Annotated in this window: 13 protein-coding genes; 10 read left to right on the forward strand and 3 right to left on the reverse strand. The window is 74.8% G+C overall.

Going from position 1 to position 20,127, the window contains the following annotated elements; translation table 11 throughout:
* Nucleotides 1-83: 83 nt before the first annotated feature.
* The 3 genes from ACFVGS_RS36535 to ACFVGS_RS36545 are packed head-to-tail and all read left to right on the forward strand — an operon-like array spanning nt 84 to nt 5,100.
* A complete protein-coding gene (locus ACFVGS_RS36535; protein WP_385696716.1) occupies nt 84-4,367 on the forward strand; it encodes a trypsin-like peptidase domain-containing protein in 4,284 nt (1,427 codons plus the stop codon).
* The gene (gene cutA, locus ACFVGS_RS36540) at nt 4,367-4,696 is read left to right on the forward strand and encodes a divalent-cation tolerance protein CutA (RefSeq protein WP_385696733.1); all 330 of its coding nucleotides are present in this window, start codon (nt 4,367-4,369) and stop codon (nt 4,694-4,696) included. Before ACFVGS_RS36535 ends, cutA begins: the two co-directional genes overlap by 1 nt.
* On the forward strand, nt 4,693-5,100 hold the full coding sequence (locus tag ACFVGS_RS36545; RefSeq protein ID WP_384415613.1) for a gamma-glutamylcyclotransferase family protein: 408 nt from the start codon (nt 4,693-4,695) through the stop codon (nt 5,098-5,100). The genes cutA and ACFVGS_RS36545 overlap by 4 nt, the downstream gene beginning before the upstream one ends.
* On the opposite strand, the gene ACFVGS_RS36550 is transcribed toward ACFVGS_RS36545, so the two are convergent.
* The 3 genes from ACFVGS_RS36550 to ACFVGS_RS36560 form a co-directional block, all read right to left on the reverse strand.
* Complete coding sequence (locus ACFVGS_RS36550; protein WP_384415615.1) at nt 5,066-7,171, reverse strand: molybdopterin oxidoreductase family protein; 2,106 nt, start codon at nt 7,169-7,171, stop codon at nt 5,066-5,068. The two genes, ACFVGS_RS36545 and ACFVGS_RS36550, sit on opposite strands and share 35 nt — an antisense overlap.
* Before the next feature lie 72 nt (nt 7,172-7,243).
* Nucleotides 7,244-7,933, reverse strand: a complete 690-nt coding sequence (locus ACFVGS_RS36555; protein ID WP_384415618.1) for a vancomycin high temperature exclusion protein — start codon at nt 7,931-7,933, stop codon at nt 7,244-7,246.
* A gap of 32 nt (nt 7,934-7,965) precedes the next feature.
* Nucleotides 7,966-8,691 carry an aquaporin gene (locus ACFVGS_RS36560; protein ID WP_385696719.1) on the reverse strand — a complete coding sequence of 242 codons (726 nt, stop codon included), beginning with the start codon at nt 8,689-8,691 and terminating at the stop codon, nt 7,966-7,968.
* Nucleotides 8,692-8,766: 75 nt separating this feature from the next.
* On the opposite strand from ACFVGS_RS36560, the gene ACFVGS_RS36565 reads away from it, so the two are divergent.
* From ACFVGS_RS36565 to ACFVGS_RS36595, 7 genes are all read left to right on the forward strand, one after another.
* Nucleotides 8,767-9,501 carry a hypothetical protein gene (locus tag ACFVGS_RS36565; RefSeq protein ID WP_384415623.1) on the forward strand — a complete coding sequence of 245 codons (735 nt, stop codon included), beginning with the start codon at nt 8,767-8,769 and terminating at the stop codon, nt 9,499-9,501.
* Between the two features lie 121 nt (nt 9,502-9,622).
* A complete protein-coding gene (locus tag ACFVGS_RS36570) occupies nt 9,623-10,474 on the forward strand; it encodes a sirohydrochlorin chelatase (protein ID WP_385696722.1) in 852 nt (283 codons plus the stop codon).
* A gap of 84 nt (nt 10,475-10,558) precedes the next feature.
* Complete coding sequence (locus ACFVGS_RS36575; RefSeq protein WP_385696725.1) at nt 10,559-14,065, forward strand: NB-ARC domain-containing protein; 3,507 nt, start codon at nt 10,559-10,561, stop codon at nt 14,063-14,065.
* 69 nt (nt 14,066-14,134) lie between these two features.
* On the forward strand, nt 14,135-15,493 hold the full coding sequence (locus ACFVGS_RS36580; protein ID WP_385696728.1) for a deoxyguanosinetriphosphate triphosphohydrolase: 1,359 nt from the start codon (nt 14,135-14,137) through the stop codon (nt 15,491-15,493).
* 140 nt (nt 15,494-15,633) lie between these two features.
* On the forward strand, nt 15,634-16,896 hold the full coding sequence (locus ACFVGS_RS36585; protein WP_384415634.1) for an NAD(P)/FAD-dependent oxidoreductase: 1,263 nt from the start codon (nt 15,634-15,636) through the stop codon (nt 16,894-16,896).
* A 69-nt stretch (nt 16,897-16,965) separates the two neighbouring features.
* On the forward strand, nt 16,966-18,885 hold the full coding sequence (gene dnaG, locus ACFVGS_RS36590; protein WP_384415636.1) for a DNA primase: 1,920 nt from the start codon (nt 16,966-16,968) through the stop codon (nt 18,883-18,885).
* A 53-nt stretch (nt 18,886-18,938) separates the two neighbouring features.
* Nucleotides 18,939-20,081, forward strand: a complete 1,143-nt coding sequence (locus tag ACFVGS_RS36595) for an RNA polymerase sigma factor (protein ID WP_384415638.1) — start codon at nt 18,939-18,941, stop codon at nt 20,079-20,081.
* Nucleotides 20,082-20,127 lie beyond the last annotated feature (46 nt).

The raw sequence follows: 20,127 nt of genomic DNA on the forward strand, positions 1-20,127 counted from the left end.
CACGCGGCACAGTTCACCCAAGGGGAGGCGTAGGAACGGCAGTTCGCCTATCGTGGCGGGCCGGTGCGAGAAGGGGGACCACCGTGGCCGCCGTGTACGAGGAAGAGATCCTGGCGCGTTCCGTCGTCCGCGTACGCTCCCGCTCCGGCCACGTCGTCGGGGCGGGATTCCTCGTCGCCGCCGACCTCGTCGCGACCTGCGCCCACGTCGTCGCCCGCGCGGACGGCCAGGCCGGCATCCCCGACGAGCCGCCCGACGGGCCCGTCGACCTGGACCTCCCGTTACTCGGCGGCCGGACGGCCCGCGCGACCGTCGTCACCTGGCGCCTCGACGACATCGCCCTGCTGCGCCTCGACCGGCCGGTCCCCGGCAGCCGCCCCGTGCCGCTGGCCGACGGCGGCGGCACCCAGGTCTGGGGCCACCCCTTCCGCGTCCTCGGCTTCCCCGACCACGACGACGGCGGCGTGTGGGCGACGGGCACCCTGCTCGGCGGGCAGGGCGCGGGCTGGATCCAGATGGAGACCCACGTACCCGGGCCCCGGATCGTCCCCGGCTTCAGCGGAGCTCCCGTGTGGGACGAGGAGCAGGGCGGCGTCGTCGGCATGACGGTCGCCGCGGACGGCGCCGAAGACTCCACCACCGCCTACCTGATCCCGTCCGCCGACCTCGTCGACGGGGCCGCGCTGCCCGCCCGCTGCCCCTTCCGGGGCCTCGCCCCGTTCACCGAGGCCGACGCCGCCCTCTTCCACGGCCGCGAGGACGAGACCGCCCGCCTGCGGGCCGCCGTCGCCCGCCGCCCGCTCACCCTGGTCGTCGGCCCCTCGGGCTGCGGCAAGTCCTCCCTCGTCCGCGCCGGACTGCTGCCGGCCCTGCGCGCCGACGGCGCCACCGTCACCGAGCTCCGCGCCGTCCCCGGCACGCCCCCCGCCGCCGCCCTGGCCCATGCCCTTGTCGCGCTCCTGGAGCCGGAAGCCGGCGAGGTGGCCCGCCTCGCCGCGGCGGAGGAGCTGGCCCGCCTGCTGGAACACGCCCACACTCCCGCCGCGTTACGGGAACGGCTGCTCCGGCGGTCCGGGCCCGGCGGGCACGTCCTCTTCGTCGACCAGCTGGAGGAGTACGCCGCCGCCGACCCGGCCGCCGCCCGCACCCTCGTGGGGCTCCTCGTCGCCCTCTGCGGCGGGTCCTCGCGGGTCGTCGCCACCGCCCGGCCCGAGTCCCTGGACGCCCTCCTCACCTCCGACGCCGCCGACGTCCTGAGCGACGCCACCCGCTACCTCGCCCCGCTCTCCGCCGACGCCCTGCTCCGGGCCGTGACCGGACCGGTCGCCGCCGTCCCCGGCCTGTGGTTCGAACCCGGCCTGCCCGAGCGGATCGTCGCCGACGCCGCCGGCGAGCCCGGCCGGATGCCGCTGGTCGAGTTCGCCCTCACCCGCCTCTGGGAGCGCCGCGCCGCCGCCACCCTCACCCACGCCGCCTACGACGCCCTCGGCGGCGTGGCCGGCGCCCTCGTCGGCTACGCCGAGGAGTGCGTCGAGGACCGGCTGCGCCCCGGCGAGGAGCCGCTGGCCCGGCGGCTGTTCGCCCAGCTCGCCCGGCCCGCCGACGACGGGCGCTTCGCCCGCCGCCCCGCCCGCACCGCCGACCTCGACCCGGCCCTGGCCGCCCTCGCCCGCCGGCTCGCCCCGACCAAGCTCCTGGTGCTCGGTGACGCGGGCGGCGAGGAGATCGTCGACCTCGCCCACGAGTCCCTGACCGTCCTGTGGCCCCGGCTGCGCGACTGGCTCGCCGAGACCCGCGACTTCCGCGCCTGGCAGGAGCAGCTGCGCCGGGACCTGGCCCGCTGGGAGGAGCAGGACCGCGAACCGGACGCCCTGCTCCGCGGCTCCGTCCTCGCCACGGCCGCCGACTGGCTGGCCCGCCGTCCGGAGGACCTCACGGACGCGGAACGCGCGTACATCCGCGCCGGCGACCACCAGGCCCGCCGCGGCACCCGCCGGCTGCGCGTGACCGTCGCCGTCTTCGCGGTCCTCGCCGTGCTCGCGGGCACGCTCTCGGTCGTCGCCTGGCGCAGCATCAACAGCGTCCAGAAGCAGCTGCGGGTCCAGGCCGCCCAGGTGCTGGCCGAGGTGTCGCGTCGCCATGCGGCCAACATGCCCGCGACCGCCCTCCAGCTGGCGCTGGCCGCCCGCGCGACGGACCCGGCGCCCGAGACGTACGGGCCGCTGCTGCGGCAGTACGCGCGGGGCCAGTACCTCACGGGCAGCCACGCGGGCCTGTGGCCCGGAGCCTTCCAGAGCATGGACGCGACGCCCGACGGGCGGACGGCGGTGGTCCTGTCCCTCGACGAGGACGGCAGACGAAGGCTCTCCGTCGTCACGGGCCTCGACGGGGAGCATCCCGGCTCCCGGCCGCTGAACCGCGTCCCCGCGGAGGCCCTCGAGGACGCCGGCCGGGACGGCGCGAGCGAACTCTCCCCCGACGGGGCGACCTTCGCCCTGGCGAGCGGCGACGGGCGGGTCTGGCTGTGGGACCTCACGGAGGACGGCCCCGACGCCTGGCCCCGTACCCTGCCGTCCGACGACGCACGGGGCCGCAGGGTCGACGGGGTCGACATGGACTTCAGCGGGGACGGCCGGCTGCTGCTGCGGATGCTGTCGTTCTACGACGAGACGGGATCCACCGGACCGCACGACCGCCGTGGGGCGCTCTCCGCTTGGGAAGTCCACTCCGGGCGCCCGCTCCCGACGGCGCCGGGGCTGGTCACGGAACCCACGCGATACGTGACGTTCACGGCCGACCCGGGACGGGTGCTGGTGGTGCCGGAGCAGGGAGCGGGGAACCTGCGCGTCGGGGTGCGGGAACTCGCCACGGGCAGGGAGGTCCGCACCTTCGACGCGACCTACTCGACCGGAATGCCCGCCGCGGGCGGTGACCTGCTCGTCGTCGAGAGCTCGGACGCCGTCAGCCGGACCTCTCCCGCCCACGCCTTCCCGACGAGCGGCCCGCCCGGCCCCGCGGTGCCCCTGCCGGCAGAGGTCACACCCCTCAACACGCCCGACCGGACAGGCGAGTTCGCCGTCGTCGTTCCGGAGGGGACGGCGAAGCCGGACTGGTACGACCTGCAGCTGGTCCACGTACGGACCGGCCGCCTCTACCGCACCCGCATTCCCCGGACGGGCCTGCCCGGGGTCACCGACAGCCCGCAGGGCGTCCTGGCCGCGTTCCCCGGCCCGGAAGGCGGCCTCGCCGTCCTCGTCCCCACCAGGGACACCCTGCTGACCGCCCGCGCCGTCCCGGTCGCCGCCCTCCCGCGCGTCGGCGCCCTCCGCGAACTCGTCAACGGAGGCCTGTCCCCGGACGGCACCCGGCTCGCCCGCTCGGGCGAGGACTTCCTGGAGATGGTCCACACCGGCACGGGCCACGCGGAACGGGTGCCGCAGCACCCGGACAGCTACCAGACGCCGGTGTTCTGGACCGCCGACTCCCGCTGGGCCGTCGTCGTCCAGCCGGACGGCGGCCTGTCGGCCTTCTCCGCCGACGATCCCCGCCGCCGCGTCGACTTCGACATGGGCGCGTGGGCCCGCGAGACGCAGTCGAAGGACGTGGAGGCGATCGAGCCGATGCGGGGAAGCGAGCTCGCCGTCCTCACCTCCGACGGCAGGCTGACGCTCTTCGACGCGGCGACGGGGCGCGGGCTCGCCCGCCCCGTCCGGGTGGAGCGGAGGACCCCGGCCCAACTGACCGGTTTCAACCCGGCCACGGGACAGCTGCGCGCCCGTCCCGGCCACCCCGACCAGGTCGCGGTCGTCACGCGGACCATGCGGGACAACGGCACCGTGGAGCTGTGGAACCTCCGCGCCGGCACCCGCCTGCGGACCTTCCCGACCGGCGCGCTGCCCTACGCCTTCGGCCCCGACCCCTCGCCGTACCTGGTCTTCGATCCCGCCGGCCGCACCCTGCTCACCTCCCACGACGACGGATTCCTGCGCCGCTGGGACGCGGAGAAGGGGACACCGGCCCGCCCGCCCCTGGCCCTCGGGGACGAAGGGGCCCGGCTCGTCGGCCTCGGGCCCGGCGAGCTGCTCGTCACCGTCGACCCGGTGACGGGCGACACGCGCTTCTGGGACCTCGGCACCGGCCGGCTCCTCACCGACCTGCCGCTGGCCGCGCCGCTCGGCGTCAGGATCCAGGGCACCCGCCTCCTCGCCGCGGGCGACGGCTGGTTCCTCGACCTCGACCTGCGCCCCGGCGAGATGACGAAGGCCCTCTGCGCGGGCGCGCTCGCCCGGGACTTCACCGCGGCCGAGCGCGACCTGCTGCCGCCCGGTGCCCCGCGCACCCCGCCCTGTCGTACGGTGGGCGGGTGATGCCCGTCGCCCTCCTCACCGTCCTCACCACCACCGACGCCCGCGCCAAGGCCGAGGCCCTGGCGCGCGGCGCCGTCGAGGCCCGGGTCGCCGCCTGTGCGCAGGTCGCCGGGCCGGTCACCTCCGTCTACCGCTGGCAGGGCGCGGTCGAGACCGCGGAGGAGTGGCAGGTGGTGTTCAAGACCACCGAGGCCCGCTACCCGGCCCTGGAGGCCCACCTCCTCGCCGCCCACGACTACGACACCCCCGAGATCCTCGCGAGCCCCGTCGCCCGGGTGAGCGCGGACTACGCGGCCTGGGTCGAGCAGGAGACCACGCCCGCCCCATGAGGACCGAAGAGCTGCCGTTCTTCGTGTACGGGACGCTGCGTCCCGGCGCGTACAACCACGACCGCTTCCTGCTCGGCCGTACCGGCGCCGAGGAGGACGCCGTGCTGCCCGGCGCGCTGCTGCACGACGGGCCGGGCTATCCGTACGCCGTTCCCGGCGAGGGCCGGGTGACCGGCACCCTCGTGACCGCCGCGCCCGGCACGTACGGCGAACTCCTCGGCGTGCTCGACCGGGTGGAGCTGCCCGCCGGTTACGAGCGGACCGCCCGCGAGGCGCTGCGGACGCGCGACGGGGCGGCCGTACGGGCCTGGGTCTACGTGGCCGCGCCCGGTGCGCCGCTCGGGCCGGTCATCGCGTCCGGCGACTGGTTCAGGCGCGTTCCAGGCGGACCGCGCACACCTTGAACTCCGGCATCCGCGACACCGGGTCGAGCGCCGGGTTGGTCAGCGTGTTGGCGCGGCCCTCGCCGGGCCAGTGGAAGGGCATGAAGACGGTGTCCGGGCGGATCGCCGTCGTGATCCGGGCCGGTGCCACCGCCCGGCCGCGCCGGGAGACCACCGCGACGGGCTGCCCGTCGTCGACCCCGAGCCGCTCGGCGAGCCGCGGGTGCAGCTCCACGAAGGCGCCGGGCGCGGCCGCGTTCAGCTCGGCGACCCGCCGGGTCTGCGCGCCCGACTGGTACTGGGAGACGACCCGGCCCGTCGTCAGGACCACCGGGTACTCGGCGTCCGTCTCCTCCGCCGCCGCCCGGTGCACGACCGGCACGAACCGGGCCCGCCCGTCGGGCGTGGCGAAGCGGTCGAGGAAGAGCCGCGGCGTGCCGGCGTGGTCCGGCTCGCCCGCCCCGGTCTCCGGGCAGGGCCAGAACACGCCCTGCTCGTCCTCGATCCGGCGGTAGCTGATGCCCGAGTAGTCGGCGGGCCCGCCCGCCGAGGCGCGCCGCAGTTCCCCGAAGACCTCCTCCGGGTCGGTCGGGAAGCCCTTCTCCCAGCCGAGCAGCGCCGCGAGCCCGTGCAGCACCTCCAGGTCGCTGCGGACGCCGGGCGGCGGGGTGAGGGCGCGGCGGCGCAGCAGCACCCTGCCCTCCAGGTTGGTGGTGGTGCCGGTCTCCTCGGCCCACTGGGTCACCGGCAGGACCACGTCGGCGAGTTCGGCGGTCTCGGAGAGCACGACGTCGGCGACGGCCAGGAAGTCCAGGGAACGGATCCGCTCCTCGACGTGCGCGGCGCGCGGCGCGGAGACGACCGGGTTGGAGCCCATGAGGAGCAGGGCCTTCACCTCGCCGCCGAGGGCGTCGAGGAGCTCGTACGCGCTGCGCCCGGGCCCCGGCAGCACGTCGGGGTCGACGCCCCACACGCCGGCGACGTGCGCGCGGGCGGCCGGGTCGTCGAGCTTGCGGTAGCCGGGCAGCTGGTCGGCCTTCTGGCCGTGCTCGCGGCCGCCCTGCCCGTTGCCCTGGCCGGTGAGGCAGCCGTAGCCGCTGAGCGGCCGGCCGGCCTTGCCGGTGGCCAGGCACAGGTTGATCCAGGCGCCGACGGTGTCGGTGCCCTTGGACTGCTGCTCGGGGCCGCGCGCCGTGAGCACCATGCCGCTGCCGGCCTCGCCGAACATCCGTACCGCCTCGCGGAGCCGGGGCACCGGGACGCCGGTGATCCGCTCCACGTGCTCGGGCCAGTGCGACATGGCGCCGGCCCGGGCGGCCTCCCAGCCCTCGGTGCGGGCGGCGACGAACTCCTCGTCGACCCGGCCCTCGGCGACGACGAGGTGCAGCATGCCGAGGGCGAGCGCCAGGTCGGTGCCGGGGCGCGGGGCGAGGTGGAGGTCGGCCTGCTCGGCGGTGCGGGTGCGGCGCGGGTCGACGACGATCAGCCTGCCGCCGTTCTCCTTCAGCTCGGTGAGGTAGCGCAGCGCGGGCGGCATGGTCTCGGCGAGGTTGGAGCCGACGAGGATCACGCAGCCCGTCTTCGGGATGTCCTCCAGGGGGAAGGGGAGTCCCCGGTCGAGGCCGAAGGCCCGCTGGTGGGCGGCCGCGGCGGAGGACATGCAGAAGCGGCCGTTGTAGTCGATCTGCGAGGTGCCGAGGACGAGCCGGGCGAACTTGCCCAGCGCGTACGCCTTCTCGTTGGTGAGGCCGCCGCCGCCGAAGACCCCCACGGCGTCGGAGCCGTGGTCGGCGCGGGTGCGGTGCAGTCCTTCGGCGACGGCGGACAGGGCCTCCTCCCAGGTGGCGGGCTTCAGCGCCCCTGTGTCAGGGCAACGGACCAGGGGCTCGGTGAGCCTGACCCGGGAGGAGAGCACGGCGGGCGCGGTGCGGCCCTTGCCGCACAGCGCGCCCCGGTTGACGGGGAAGTCGGTGCGGTCGACCACCTCGGCCGGCAGCTCTACCGAGGCTGCGGGCCGCAGGTTCATGCCGCACTGGAGGGCGCAGTACGGGCAGTGCGTGGGGACGGCGGCGGCGGTGGTGACCTCTGACATGGACCGAGGATGCGTCGGCCGTGTTACGGGCGGGGTCGCGCCGCATTACGGGCACGGTGCCATGCGCTCAGGTCAGCGGCCGGCGGCGGGTGAGGCCAGGGCCTGCGTCACGCCGTTCTCCCGCTCGCCGAGGAAGTGCGGGTCGGGCCGCAGGGCCGCGTCCAGGGCCGCCTTCCCGGCGGCGGCGAGCTCGCGGGTGGTGCCGTAGTACCAGGTGGCGTCGTGCGGCTCGGCGACGCCCACGCCGTACGACTCGACGCCGGCCGCGCCGCACAGGGCGACGGCCCGCTTGATGTGGAAGTCCTGGGTGACCAGGACGGCCCGGTCGACGCCGAAGATCTTCTTGGCGCGGACGCAGGAGTCCCAGGTGTCGAAGCCCGCGAAGTCGCTGACGACCTTGTCGTCGGGGACCCCGCGGGCGGCGAGGTAGCTGCGCATGGCGCTGGGCTCGTCGTACTCGGTGCGGCTGTTGTCGCCGGTGACGAGGAGGACCCTGACCTTGCCGGACCGGTACAGCTCGGCGGCGGTGTCGAGCCGGTGCGCGAGGTACGGGGTGGGGCGGCCCTTCCACAGTCCGGCGCCGAAGACGACGGCGACGTCCTGCGCGGGGACGTCGGCCGCGGTGCTCAGGCGGTCCTCGGCGGTGAGGTGCATCCAGGTGGCCGGGGCGAGGGCGAGCACGGCGCCGAGCATCACGGCCTGGACGGCGCGGCGGCGCCCCCGGGTGGTGCGGGGGAGGCGGGGCAGGCGGACGCCGCGCATGGGGTGGACCTCCGTGGTCGGGGAAGGAGTCGTCACTCCGTCCGACGCTGTTCGACGGGCTTCGGTTCGCTCACGGCCCGATCGTCTCCGTACAGCAGTACGGACAGGGCCATCCCGATCAGCATGCCGAGCAGCTGCGCCGCGGCGAAGGCGGGCACGGAGCCGGGCGCGATGCCGGTGAAGGAGTCGGAGAAGGCCCGGCCGACGGTGGCCGCCGGGTTGGCGAAGGAGCCGGAGGAGGTGAACCAGATGGCCGCGCCGATGTAACCGGCCACGGCGACCGGGGCGAGCGAGGGCCGGCCGATGCGGCGCAGGCCCTGGACGACGAGCACGAGCCCGGCGGTGGCCACCGCCTCGCCGAGCAGCAGGTGGAGCTCGGCGCGCTGTTCGGTGGCCAGCACCGCTCCGGGTGCCCGGCCGAACATCGCCTCGGCGAGCAGGGCGCCCGCGACCGCGCCGGCGAGCTGCGCGGCGATGTAGGCGAGGGCCTCGCGCCCGCCGTCCCTGCGGCGCTGCGACCACCACTCGGAGAGGGTGACCACGGGGTTGAAGTGGGCGCCGGAGAGCGGGCCGATGAGGGCGATGAGCAGGCCGAGGCCGATGGCGGAGGCGAGGGCGTTGGCGAGCAGCCGGACACCGATGTCCTGGCTGAGGGAGTCGGCGCGGATGCCGGAGCCGACGACGACGGCGACGAGGGAGGCGGTGCCGGTGAACTCGGCGAGGACGCGTCGGGGGAGCGGCGCGGGGGACATTCTCATAGCGGAAAAGATATTCCGTGATTCGGAACGAAAAAAGAGGGGAGGGAAGGGGCGGGACCTCCGTACGATCCGCTGGTGATCACCGATGCCGCCCTCCTGCTCGACGCCGCCGTCCGCAACAACGCCGACTGGTGCGACACCATGTGCCGGGCCCACGGCCTGACCGGCGCCTTCGGCGCACGGGCCTGGACCAGCCCGCGCCGCAGTCCGCTCTACTACCCGGACGCCGTCACCCTCACCGAGGAGGCCACGCCGGACGACGTCCTCGACGGCATCGACCGCACCGCTCCCGGCGCGTCCGTCAAGGACAGCCACGCCCGCCTCGACCTCGCCGCCGCGGGCTTCCGGCTGCTCTTCGAGGCGTCCTGGATCCACCGCCCCGCGGACCTTCCGGCCCCGCCGGCCACCGGCGAGTGGCGCCGCGTCCGCACTCCCGACGAGCTCGCCGCCTGGGCCCTCGCCTGGAGCGGCGGCGACGCGGACGAGGCGGCGCTCTTCCGCCCCGCGCTCCTCGACGACCCGGCGACCACGATCGTCGCCGGCCACGCCGCCGACGGACGGATCCTCGGCGGCGCCGTCCTCACCGAGTCGGCCGGCGTCACCGGAGTCTCCAACCTCTTCACGGTCGACGGTCCCGACGACTCCGAGGGCCCCGACGGTCTTCCCGCCTCCTACGCCTGGGCAGGCGCCCTCGCCGCGGCCGCGCCCGGCCTCCCGGTCGTCGGCTACGAGTCGGGCGACGACCTGGACGCGGCGCTGGCGGCGGGCTTCGAGCCGCTGGGCCCGCTGCGGGTGTGGCTGGACGCGTAAGGGGACGTAAAGGGAAGGGGGCGCGGGCCTGACGACCCCGCCCGTCCCGCCGTGAGGCCGCGGCAAACACCCGTGACCCGTGCGAAACGGCCAGGCAACCTGGCACCGGCAGGATCGGCGCATGACGACGTACGAGCCGGAATCCCTCTGCGACAGCAGCGCCGCCGGCCTGCTCGGGCGCATCGGCAGCCGGGCCGGCGACCGGCTCGGACGGGTGCGGCCCTTCGCCGCCCGGCCCGCCGCACCCACCCTCGTGGCCGTCGGACACGGCAGCCGGAATCCCCGCGCCGCCGCCACGCTCCGGCTGCTCCTCGACCGGGTGCGCGAGCTGCGCCCCGGGCTCGACGTACGGCTCGCGCACATCGAACTGAACGCGCCGCTGCTCACCGGCACCCTCGCCGAGCTCGCCGGCCGGGACGCCGTACTCGTCCCGCTCCTCTTCGCCCGCGGCTACCACGTCAAGCACGACCTGCCCGCCGCGCTCGCCGCGGCGCCCGCCGTACGCGGCCGGATCGCCGAGCCCCTCGGCCCGCACCCGCTGCTCGTCGAGGCCCTCGCCGACCGGCTCGCCGAGGCCGGCTGGACGCCCGAGGACGGCGCCTCGCCCGCCACCGGAGTGGTCCTCGCCGCCGCCGGCTCCCGCGATCCCGAGTCCGCCGCCGACATCCGCCGGATCGCCGGCCGGCTCGGCGACCGCCTCGGGGGAGTGCCGGTCGTTCCCGCCTACGCCTCCGCCGCCGCCCCCACCGTCCCCGAGGCCGTCCGCGCGCTCGCCGCCCGCGGCCGCCACCGCGTCGCCGTGGCCTCCTGCTTCACCGCCCCGGGCCTCTTCGCCACCCGCGCCGCCACCGCCGCCCCCTGGCTCGCCGCCGCCCCGCTCGGCGCCCATCCGGCTCTCGCCCGCCTGGTGGTGCACCGCTACGAGGAGGCGCTGACCCACGCGCCGCACCGGGAGCTCCTCGCCGCCCGGTGAGCCAGGCCACGTACGGCCGGATCCCGTCACCCTCCGTCCCACGGCTGGCTATCGTCAGGGCCTCGGGACAAGGAGGGTCGACGCGTGCGCGGTGCCGTCAAAGGGGTGTCGCTGGCCGGAATCGCCGCGGCCGTGGCCGTGTTGGCCTCGCTGGCGGCCAACGCCGCGACGTCCGCGGACCGTTGGCCCGGCGTCCTCGACCGGATCCGCCGGCAGCCCTGGTGGTGGGTGGCCGGACTCGCCGCCGTCGCCGTCCTCGTGGCCGCCGTCACGGCCTGGCGGCAGGAGCGGGGCGCCGCGGTGGCGGGCGACCCGTCCCCGCCGTCCCCGCCGACCGTCCCCGACTGGGTGGTCGACCGCGCCGAGCGGGCCCGTACGGTCAAGGCGGTGTGCCGGGGCCGCACGGTCGCCATCACCACCTCCCTGGAGGGCGCGGGCGGCTTCGGCAAGACCGTCCTCGCCCGGGCCGTGGCGGCGAGTCCCCGCGTCCGCAGGCGCTTCCGCGGCCGCATCTACACCGTCACGATCGGCCGCGACGTCCGCGGCCGGGCCGCCATCGCCGCGAAGGTCGCCGAGGCCACCCGCTTCATCACCGGCGACACCACCGCCTTCGACGACCCCGGTCTCGCGGGCGAACACCTCGGCCGTCTCCTCGACCAGCGGCCCCGCACCCTGCTCGTCCTCGACGACGTCTGGGACGCCGAGCAGCTGGACCCGTTCCTGCGCGGCGGCGCCCGCTGCGTACGGCTCGTCACCACGCGCGTCCCCGGCGCCCTGCCGAGCGGCACGGACCGGGTCCGCGTCGACGAGATGTCACCCGACCAGGCCCGCGCCGTCCTCACCTGGGAACTGCCCCAACTCCCCGAGCCCCTGCTACGGGACCTCCTGGAGGCCACCGGCCGCTGGGCGCTCCTCCTGCGCCTCACCAACCGTCTGATCGTCCGCCGGATCGCCACCGGCGCCGCGCCGGAGCACGCGGCGGCGGAGACCCTGCGGCGTCTCGCCGCGCACGGCCCGGCCGTGGTCGACGGCGACCCGGCGGCGCTCGACCTCGACGACCCGGTCCGCCGCGCCCAGGCCGTACGGGCCACGGTTGAGGCGGCCCGGACACTGCTCCCGGCCGGCGGCGGCCGGCGCCTCGCGGAGCTCGCGGTCTTCGCCGAGGACGAGTCCGTCCCCGTACCGCTGATCGCCCGCCTCTGGGCGGCCACCGGCGGCCTCACAGAGGACGAGACGGGCGCCCTGTGCGGCGAGCTCGACCGGCTGTCCCTGATCTCGCTCACCCCCGCGCACGGCGGCCGGATCACGATCCACGACGTCCTCCGTGACTATCTGCACAAGGAGTTGGGCGAGCGGGCGGCGACCGCCCTGCACGGCACCCTTGTCGACGCGATGGGCACGCTGTGGGAGCCCGCCGACGACTTCGTGGGTTATGTCCTGGACCATGCGATCGAGCACCTGCTCGCGGCCGGCAGGACCTCCGAGGCCGAGCGCGTCGCGGGCGACCTGCGCTGGATCGAGACTCGGCTGCACCAGCGCGGCCCCATGGCGCCCTGGGCGGACCTGGCCGCCGTCCCCACGCGTACGGCGGCCGAAAGGGCCGACGACCTCACCCGTGCCGCCCACCTCCTCACCCCCACCGACCCGCCCGAGCTCCTGACGAACGTCCTGCACAGTCGCCTGGAGTCGCTGCCGCTGTGGCGGGACCGGGTCACGGAACGCCGGGCCGGTTCCGCGCCCGGGCCTCACCTGCGCAATCGGCGCACGCCACCGGACCTCCCCGAACCGGCCCTCATCCGCACCTTCCTCGGCCACACCGGCCCCGTCCGGTCCGTGGCGGTCTCGTCCGACGGCTCGCTCGTCACCATCGGGGCGGACGGCATGGCCCGCGGACTCGACCCGAACAGCGGCGGCCGCCTCACCGTGGACGTCCGGGGCCCGGACCGCTTCCGTGCCCTCGCGATCTCCCCGGACGGCACATGGCTCGCGACGGGCGGCTCGGGCCGTACGGTCCACCTGTGGTCCAGGGACCGGGCCACCCTCCCGACGAAGGCCATCGGGCCGGTCGGGGACCGCGGAGCGTCGGTGCGTGCCCTGGCGTTCTCCGGGGTGCACGACGGGGGCCGGGTCGCGACCGTCGCCACGGACGGCGACCTGGACGTCTGGGACGCCGTCACGGGGGAGCACATCGCCGGAATGACGGGCTGGACGGACAGGGACTACACCTGCGTGGCGCTGTACCCGAACGGCCGATGGCTGGCCGTCGGCGGCAGATGGGGCGTCACCGTGATGTCCACCGAGCTCACCCGTGAAGAACCCTGCGACCACTCCTACCCGGTGAACGCCGTCGCCGTCGCTCCGGACGGCACATGGCTGGTCTCCGCCGGAACGGACGGTGTGCTCAGGATCTGGGAGGAGGCGACGCGCAGCAGCAGGGACCAGATCACCGCGCACATCGGCTCGGCCACCGCGGTCGCGATCTCCCCGGACGGCAGACGACTGGTCAGCGGCGGCGAGAACGGCAGCGTGGCGCTCTGGGACCGGGAAACGGCGGCCTGCCTGGCCCGCTACAACGGCCACCGGGGCCCCGTCCACGCCGTCGCGTTCACCGCCGACGGCGAACGCCTGATCAGCACCGGTGAGGACGGAACGGTACGCATCTGGCAGCAGCACGGGGAAGGACCCGCGCGTCCCGCAGCGAGTGACAGCGAGGGCATGCGAGCGGTCACGGTCGTCGGCGACGGCAGGCGGGCGTTGGTCGCCTACCACGACGGAACGACGAGGCTCTTCGAGTGGCGGGCGGACGATCGGGCCGTGCCGCAGGCGTCGTACCGCGTGCAGACGTGGGCGCCGGTCGCCTTCTCTCCGGACGGCGCCTGGTACGTCGTCGGCGACAGGGTGCACAGGTGCGTGAACATCCACGGCCGGGTGCCGGGGACGCGTGACGGCTTCCAGCTGAGCGACTCCGCGGGTCCGGACGCGCTGGCGGTCGCCCCCGACGGAACCTGGCTCGCCGTCGCCGACTCGGCGGGCGTGGTCGAGCTGTGGGACCTGGCGACGGGGCGCCGGACCGTCACCCTGCCGTCCTCGCCGCGCGGGATCGGGCGCGTCGACGCCGTGCTCATCGCTCCGGACGCCACCTGGCTCGCCGTACTGAGGCACAGCCCGACCGCAGCCCGCCCCGAGAACGAGTCCCGGGTGCAGGTGTCCCTCCTCGCGTCCGGCGCCCCCGTCACCCATGACCTCGCTCATGACGGGGACGTCACCGCCCTCGCCGTCACCCCCGACGGCACCCGCCTCCTCACCGCCTCCGCCACCGGCACCGTGAGCCTCTGGGACCCCCGTACCGGCACCCGGCTCTCCTCCTTCACCGACCCGGACGGCCCCGTCCACGGCCTCTCCGTCTCCCCCGACGGCAAGTGGATCGCCACCGCCGGCCCCATGCTCCGCGTCTGGGACGCCGCCACCGGCCGTACCGTCGCCGGGATCCGTGCCGAGACGGCGCTCGGCTCCTGTGCCTGGCTGCCCGACGGCCGGGGCCTCGTCGCCGTCGGTGAACGCGGCCTCTACTCCTACGAGTTCCGGCCGTGATCCGGGGACGGAACCGGCCCGAGCCGCGTCCTTGCCCCACTTGTCCGTCCCGCCCGTTACCTTCGGTGCATGGAAGGCATCACGGATCCCAAGGACAACGGCAACAGCGACAGCAACGACACCGGCACCGCCGCCGGCAGCGCCACCGACACCCCCGGCTACGACTCCGCCGCCACCGCGCGCTGGGCCGCCGAGCCCGACAAACGGCCCGGGCGGACCGCCTTCCAGCGTGACCGGGCGCGCGTCCTGCACTCCGCCGCGCTGCGGAGGCTCGCCGGGAAGACGCAGGTCGTCACGCCCGGCACCCGCAGCCACGCCTGGGACGCCAGCCCCCGCACCCGGCTCACCCACTCCCTGGAGTGCGCCCAGGTCGGGCGCGAGCTCGGGGCCGCGCTCGGCTGCGACCCCGATCTCGTCGAAGCGGCCTGCCTCGCCCACGACATGGGGCACCCGCCGTTCGGGCACAACGGCGAGCAGGCGCTCAACGACGTCGCCAAGGACTGCGGCGGCTTCGAGGGCAACGCCCAGTCGCTGCGCCTGCTGACCCGGATCGAGCCCAAGCGCTTCATCGCCGACCCCGTCACCGGCGAGCCGCTCAGCGTCGGGCTCAACCTCACCCGCGCCGCCCTCGACGCCGCCACCAAGTACCCGTGGACCCGCGGCGGCCACCCCACCGACCCCGGGTCGAACAAGTTCGGCGTGTACGAGGACGACCTGCCCGTCTTCGAGTGGATCAGGGCCGGCGCGCCCGCCCACCGCAAGTGCTTCGAGGCGCAGGTCATGGACTGGTCCGACGACGTGGCGTACTCGGTGCACGACTTCGAGGACGGCCTGCACGCCGGCCACATCGACCCCAACATGCTGCTCGCCGAGCCCGAACGCGCCGACATCTGGGCGGTCGCCCGCGGCCGTTACGTACCGGAGGACACCGACCCGCAGGAACTCGCCGACGCCCTCGACCGGCTCGTCGACCAGGAGTGGTGGCCGCACGGCTACGACGGCTCGGCCGTCGCCCAGGCGCGGCTGAAGGACGCCACCAGCCAGCTCATCGGCCGCTTCTGCCTGGCCGCCGAGGGCGCCACCCGCCAGGCATGGGGGTCGGGGCGCCTCACGCGCTACGGCGCCGAACTGGTCGTCCCGCGCGAGACCCGCAACGAATGCGCCGTCCTCAAGGCCGTCGCCGACCGGTACGTGATGCAGCGCGCCGAGCAGGAAGCCCTGCGCGCCGACCAGCGGATCGTCGTCGCCGAGCTGGCCGAGGCGCTGGTCGCACGCGCACCCGAAGGACTCGAACCCCAGTTCAGGGCCATGTTCGTCAGCGCGCCCGACGACCGTTCCCGCAAGCGGGTGATCGTGGACCAGATCGCCTCCCTCACCGACGCCTCCGCCCGCGCCCTCCACGCCCGCCTCCGCACCCCCCGCCGCTAGGGGGCCGTTCGCCCTCTTTCGCCATCCGGGCAGGTGCGGGACCCTCGCATGCACGTCCCGGAGGCGTCCCGAGGCGGAACGGCCCCGGCCGGGCCCGGGGGCGTAGCGTAGGGAACCGGTCGCAACGAGGAGGAATCAACGTGGTCGACGCAGATCAGACCTTTGTCATCGTCGGCGGTGGCCTGGCCGGGGCCAAGGCGGCGGAGACGCTGCGTGCCGAGGGGTTCAACGGCCGGGTGATCCTCATCGGCGACGAACGCGACCACCCCTACGAACGCCCTCCGCTGTCCAAGGGCTACCTCCTCGACAAGGACACCCGGGACTCCGTCCTCGTCCACGAGCCCGCCTGGTACGCCCGGCACGACGTCGAGCTGCACCTCGGCCAGACCGTCACCGCGATCGACCGCGAGGCCCGCACGGTCCGCCTCGGCGACGGCACCGTCATCCGCTACGACAAGCTGCTCCTCGCCACCGGCGCCGAGCCGCGCCGCCTCGACGTCCCCGGCACCACCCTCGCCGGCGTCCACCACCTGCGCCGGCTCGCCCACTCCGAGCGGCTCCGCGACGAGCTGCGGGCCCTCGGCCGGGACAACGGCCACCTGGTCATCGCGGGCGCCGGCTGGATCGGCCTGGAGGTCGCCGCCGCGGCCCGTACGTACGGCGCCGAGGTCACCGTCATCGAGACCGACCCCACGCCGCTGCACCGGGTCCTCGGCCCCGAGCTCGGCCAGCTCTTCGCCGACCTGCACACCGAGCACGGCGTCCGCTTCCACTTCGGCGCCCGGCTCACCGAGATCACCGGGCAGGACGGCATGGTCCTCGCCGTCCGCACCGACGACGGCGAGGAGCACCCGGCCCACGCCGTCCTCATCGCCATCGGCGCCGCCCCGCGCACCGTCCTCGCCGAGAACGCCGGGCTCGCGCTCGTCGACCGCGCCGACGGCGGCGGCGTCGCCGTCGACGAGTCGCTCTGCTCCTCGGACCCCGACATCTTCGCGGCAGGCGACGTCGCCGCCCACCACCACCCGTTCCTGCAGCGCCGCATCCGCGTCGAGCACTGGGCCAACGCCCTCAACGGCGGCCCCGCCGCCGCCCGCGCCATGCTCGGCCAGTCCGTCTCCTACGACCGCGTCCCGTACTTCTTCACCGACCAGTACGACCTCGGCATGGAGTACTCGGGCTGGGCGCCGCCCGGCTCGTACGACCAGGTCGTGGTGCGCGGCGACACCGGGAAGCGCGAGTTCATCGCCTTCTGGCTCAGGGAGGGCCGGGTGACCGCCGGCATGAACGTGAATGTGTGGGACGTCACAGACCCGATCCAGAAGCTCATCCGCTCCCGGGCGCAGGTGGACACCGAGGCCCTGGCGGACCCGTCCGTACCGCTGGACAGCCTTCTTCCCTAGGGCCTCTCCCGCCGGTCATGCCGGGCTCGCGACGCCCGGCACGGTGCGCGGCCCCCGTAGAATTCCTCCGTGGCAGGCAGGATCAACGATGACGACGTGAAGGCGGTACGGGACGCGGTCCCGATCGACGCCGTCGTGTCCGAGTACCTCCAGCTCCGCAACGCCGGCGGCGGGAACCTCAAGGGACTCTGCCCCTTCCACGACGAGAAGTCGCCCTCCTTCCAGGTCAGCCCCAGCAAGGGACTGTTCCACTGCTTCGGCTGCCAGGAGGGCGGCGACACCATCGCCTTCGTGATGAAGATCGACCACCTCTCCTTCTCGGAGACGGTCGAGCGCCTCGCCGCCAAGGCGGGCATCACCCTGCGCTACGAGGAAGGCGGCTACAACCCCGGCCACCAGCGCGGCGAACGCACCCGCCTGGTCGAGGCCCACAAGATCGCCGCCGAGTACTACGCCGGACAACTCGGCTCCGCAGAGGCCGAGATCGGCCGGAAGTTCCTCGCCGAGCGCGGCTTCGACCAGGCCGCCGCCGAACACTTCGGCGTCGGCTACTCCCCGGCCGGCTGGGACCACCTCACCCGCTTCCTGCGCGGCAAGGGCTTCACCGACCGCGAGCTGATCCTCTCCGGCCTGTCCCAGGACGGGCGCCGCGGCCCCATCGACCGCTTCCGCGGCCGGCTGATGTGGCCGATCAAGGACGTCGGCGGCGACGTCGTCGGCTTCGGCGCCCGCAAGCTCCGCGAGGACGACAACGGGCCCAAGTACCTCAACACGCCCGAGACGCCGATCTACAAGAAGTCCCAGGTGCTGTACGGCATCGACCTGGCCAAGAAGGACATCGCCAAGGTCAGCCGCGCCGTCGTCGTCGAGGGCTACACCGACGTCATGGCCTGCCACCTGGCCGGCGTCACCACCGCCATCGCCACCTGCGGCACCGCCTTCGGCGGCGAGCACATCAAGATCCTGCGCCGTCTCCTCATGGACAACGGCTCGGCCCGCGTGATCTTCACCTTCGACGGCGACGCCGCCGGCCAGAAGGCCGCGCTGCGCGCCTTCGAGGACGACCAGAAGTTCGCCGCCGAGACCTACATCGCCATCGCGCCCGACGGCATGGACCCCTGCGAGCTGCGCCTCGCCAAGGGCGACGAGGCCGTCGCCGACCTCGTCCAGCCGCGCACGCCGCTCTTCGAGTTCGCGCTGCGCCAGATCGTGAACCGCTACGACCTGGAGATCCCCTCCGGCCGGGCCGCCGCGCTCGACGAGGCCGCGCCGATCGTCGCCCGGATCAAGAACGTCGCCTCGCAGCACGAGGTCGCCGTCCAGCTCGCCGGCATGCTCGGCATCCTCGACACCCAGTTCGTGGTCCGCCGGGTCGCCCAGATCGCCCGCTGGCAGCGCGACCGCGGCGGCAAGGACCAGGGCCCGGGGCAGGGCCAGGGCCCGTCGCGGGCCGGCGGCCGGCAGCAGCGCGCGTACGGAGAGGTCCAGGCGCCCGCAGCCCAGGCCGGACCCGCGCTCAACCTGCGCAGCCCCGCCCACCGCACCGAGCGCGAACTGCTCAAGCTCGCCCTCCAGCGTCCCGAACTCGTCTCCCCGGCCTTCGACGCGTACGGCGTCGACGAGTTCACCGCCCCGCCCTACGCGGCCGTCCGCCAGTGCATCCAGGACGCCGGCGGCGCCACCGACGCCCCCTCCGACTACCTGGACGCGGTCCGCGAGGCCGCGCCCGACGACACCGTCCGCGCCCTCGTCACCGAACTCGCCGTCGAGGCGATCTTCGCCAGGACCATCGACGAGGTCTACGCGGGCGCCCAGCTCGTCCAGGTCCGGCTGCGCGCCGTCGACCGCCGCATCCGCGACGTCCAGGGCACCCTGGCCCGGCTCGGCGCCCACGGCGACCCCGCCCAGGTCGCCGCCGTCCAGAACGAGCTGTGGGTGCTCACCCAGTACGGGCAGTCGCTCCGCACGCACGGCGCCGCCGCGCTCTGACGTTCGGTCACCCGCCGAACTCAAAAAGTCACCGCACGCCCCTCGTGGCGGCGATGTGTCGTACCCCACACTGGGTCACGGTGCCGTCCCGCTGCCCGTACGCCCCCGAACCCGGCAGCGATCACCCACCCTGGAGGTCGCCCCCCGTGCAGACCCAGACCCAGACCCTCGCCGTGTCCGAACCCTCTCCGGTGGAGCTGGTGACCGTGGAGCAGGAAACGGAAGCCGGAGCCGAAGCGGAGCCGGCGGTCCCGGCCCAGCGCCGGAGCGACTACGGCGGCAACGGGCCCTCCTCCGACCTCTTCCGGCAGTACCTGCGCGAGATAGGCCGCGTGCCGCTGCTCACCGCGGAGGAGGAGGTCGAACTCGCCCGCCGCGTCGAGGCCGGGCTGTTCGCCGAGGAGAAGCTCGCCAACACCCCGGACCTGGACTCCCAGCTGGCGCTCGACCTGGACCGGCTCGTGGTCCTCGGCCGGATCGCCAAGCGCCGGCTCATCGAGGCCAACCTGCGGCTCGTCGTCTCCGTCGCCAAACGCTACGTGGGCCGCGGCCTGACCATGCTCGACCTGGTGCAGGAGGGCAACCTCGGCCTCATCAGAGCCGTGGAGAAGTTCGACTACGCGCGCGGCTACAAGTTCTCCACGTACGCGACCTGGTGGATCCGCCAGGCGATGTCCCGGGCCCTCGCCGACCAGGCCCGGACCATCCGCGTCCCCGTGCACGTCGTCGAACTCATCAACCGGGTCGTCCGCGTCCAGCGCCGGATGCTCCAGGAACGCGGCTACGAGCCCACCGCCGAAGAGGTCGCCGCCCAGCTCGACCTGGCACCCGAACGGGTCGGCGAGGTGCTGCGGCTCGCCCAGGAACCGGTCTCGCTGCACGCGCCCGTCGGTGAGGAGGAGGACGTCGCCCTCGGCGACCTCATCGAGGACGGCGACGCCGCGTCCCCCGTCGAGTCCGCCGCCTTCCTGCTGCTGCGCCAGCACCTGGAGGCCGTGCTCTCGACCCTCGGCGAACGCGAACGCAAGGTCGTCCAGCTGCGCTACGGCCTCGACGACGGCCGGCCCCGCACCCTGGAGGAGATCGGACAGCTCTTCGGCGTGACACGCGAACGCATCCGCCAGATCGAGTCCAAGACCCTCAACAAGCTGCGGGACCACGCCTACGCGGACCAGCTGCGCGGCTACCTGGACTGAACCGTCAGTCCACCTCCGCGACCGCCTGCGCGAACTGCGCCGCGTA

It is taken from the genome of Streptomyces sp. NPDC127114 (genome assembly GCF_042677525.1).
GTDB lineage: Bacteria > Actinomycetota > Actinomycetes > Streptomycetales > Streptomycetaceae > Streptomyces.

Excerpts from the sequence above, each read along its gene's own strand:
- cutA (WP_385696733.1), top strand. The coding sequence starts at position 4,367 with ATGCCCGTCGCCCTCCTCACCGTCCTCACCACCACCGACGCCCGCGCC.
- ACFVGS_RS36545 (WP_384415613.1), top strand. The coding sequence starts at position 4,693 with ATGAGGACCGAAGAGCTGCCGTTCTTCGTGTACGGGACGCTGCGTCCC.
- ACFVGS_RS36550 (WP_384415615.1), bottom strand. The coding sequence starts at position 7,171 with ATGTCAGAGGTCACCACCGCCGCCGCCGTCCCCACGCACTGCCCGTAC.
- ACFVGS_RS36555 (WP_384415618.1), bottom strand. The coding sequence starts at position 7,933 with ATGCGCGGCGTCCGCCTGCCCCGCCTCCCCCGCACCACCCGGGGGCGC.
- ACFVGS_RS36560 (WP_385696719.1), bottom strand. The coding sequence starts at position 8,691 with ATGAGAATGTCCCCCGCGCCGCTCCCCCGACGCGTCCTCGCCGAGTTC.
- ACFVGS_RS36570 (WP_385696722.1), top strand. The coding sequence starts at position 9,623 with ATGACGACGTACGAGCCGGAATCCCTCTGCGACAGCAGCGCCGCCGGC.
- ACFVGS_RS36580 (WP_385696728.1), top strand. The coding sequence starts at position 14,135 with ATGGAAGGCATCACGGATCCCAAGGACAACGGCAACAGCGACAGCAAC.
- ACFVGS_RS36595 (WP_384415638.1), top strand. The coding sequence starts at position 18,939 with ATGTGTCGTACCCCACACTGGGTCACGGTGCCGTCCCGCTGCCCGTAC.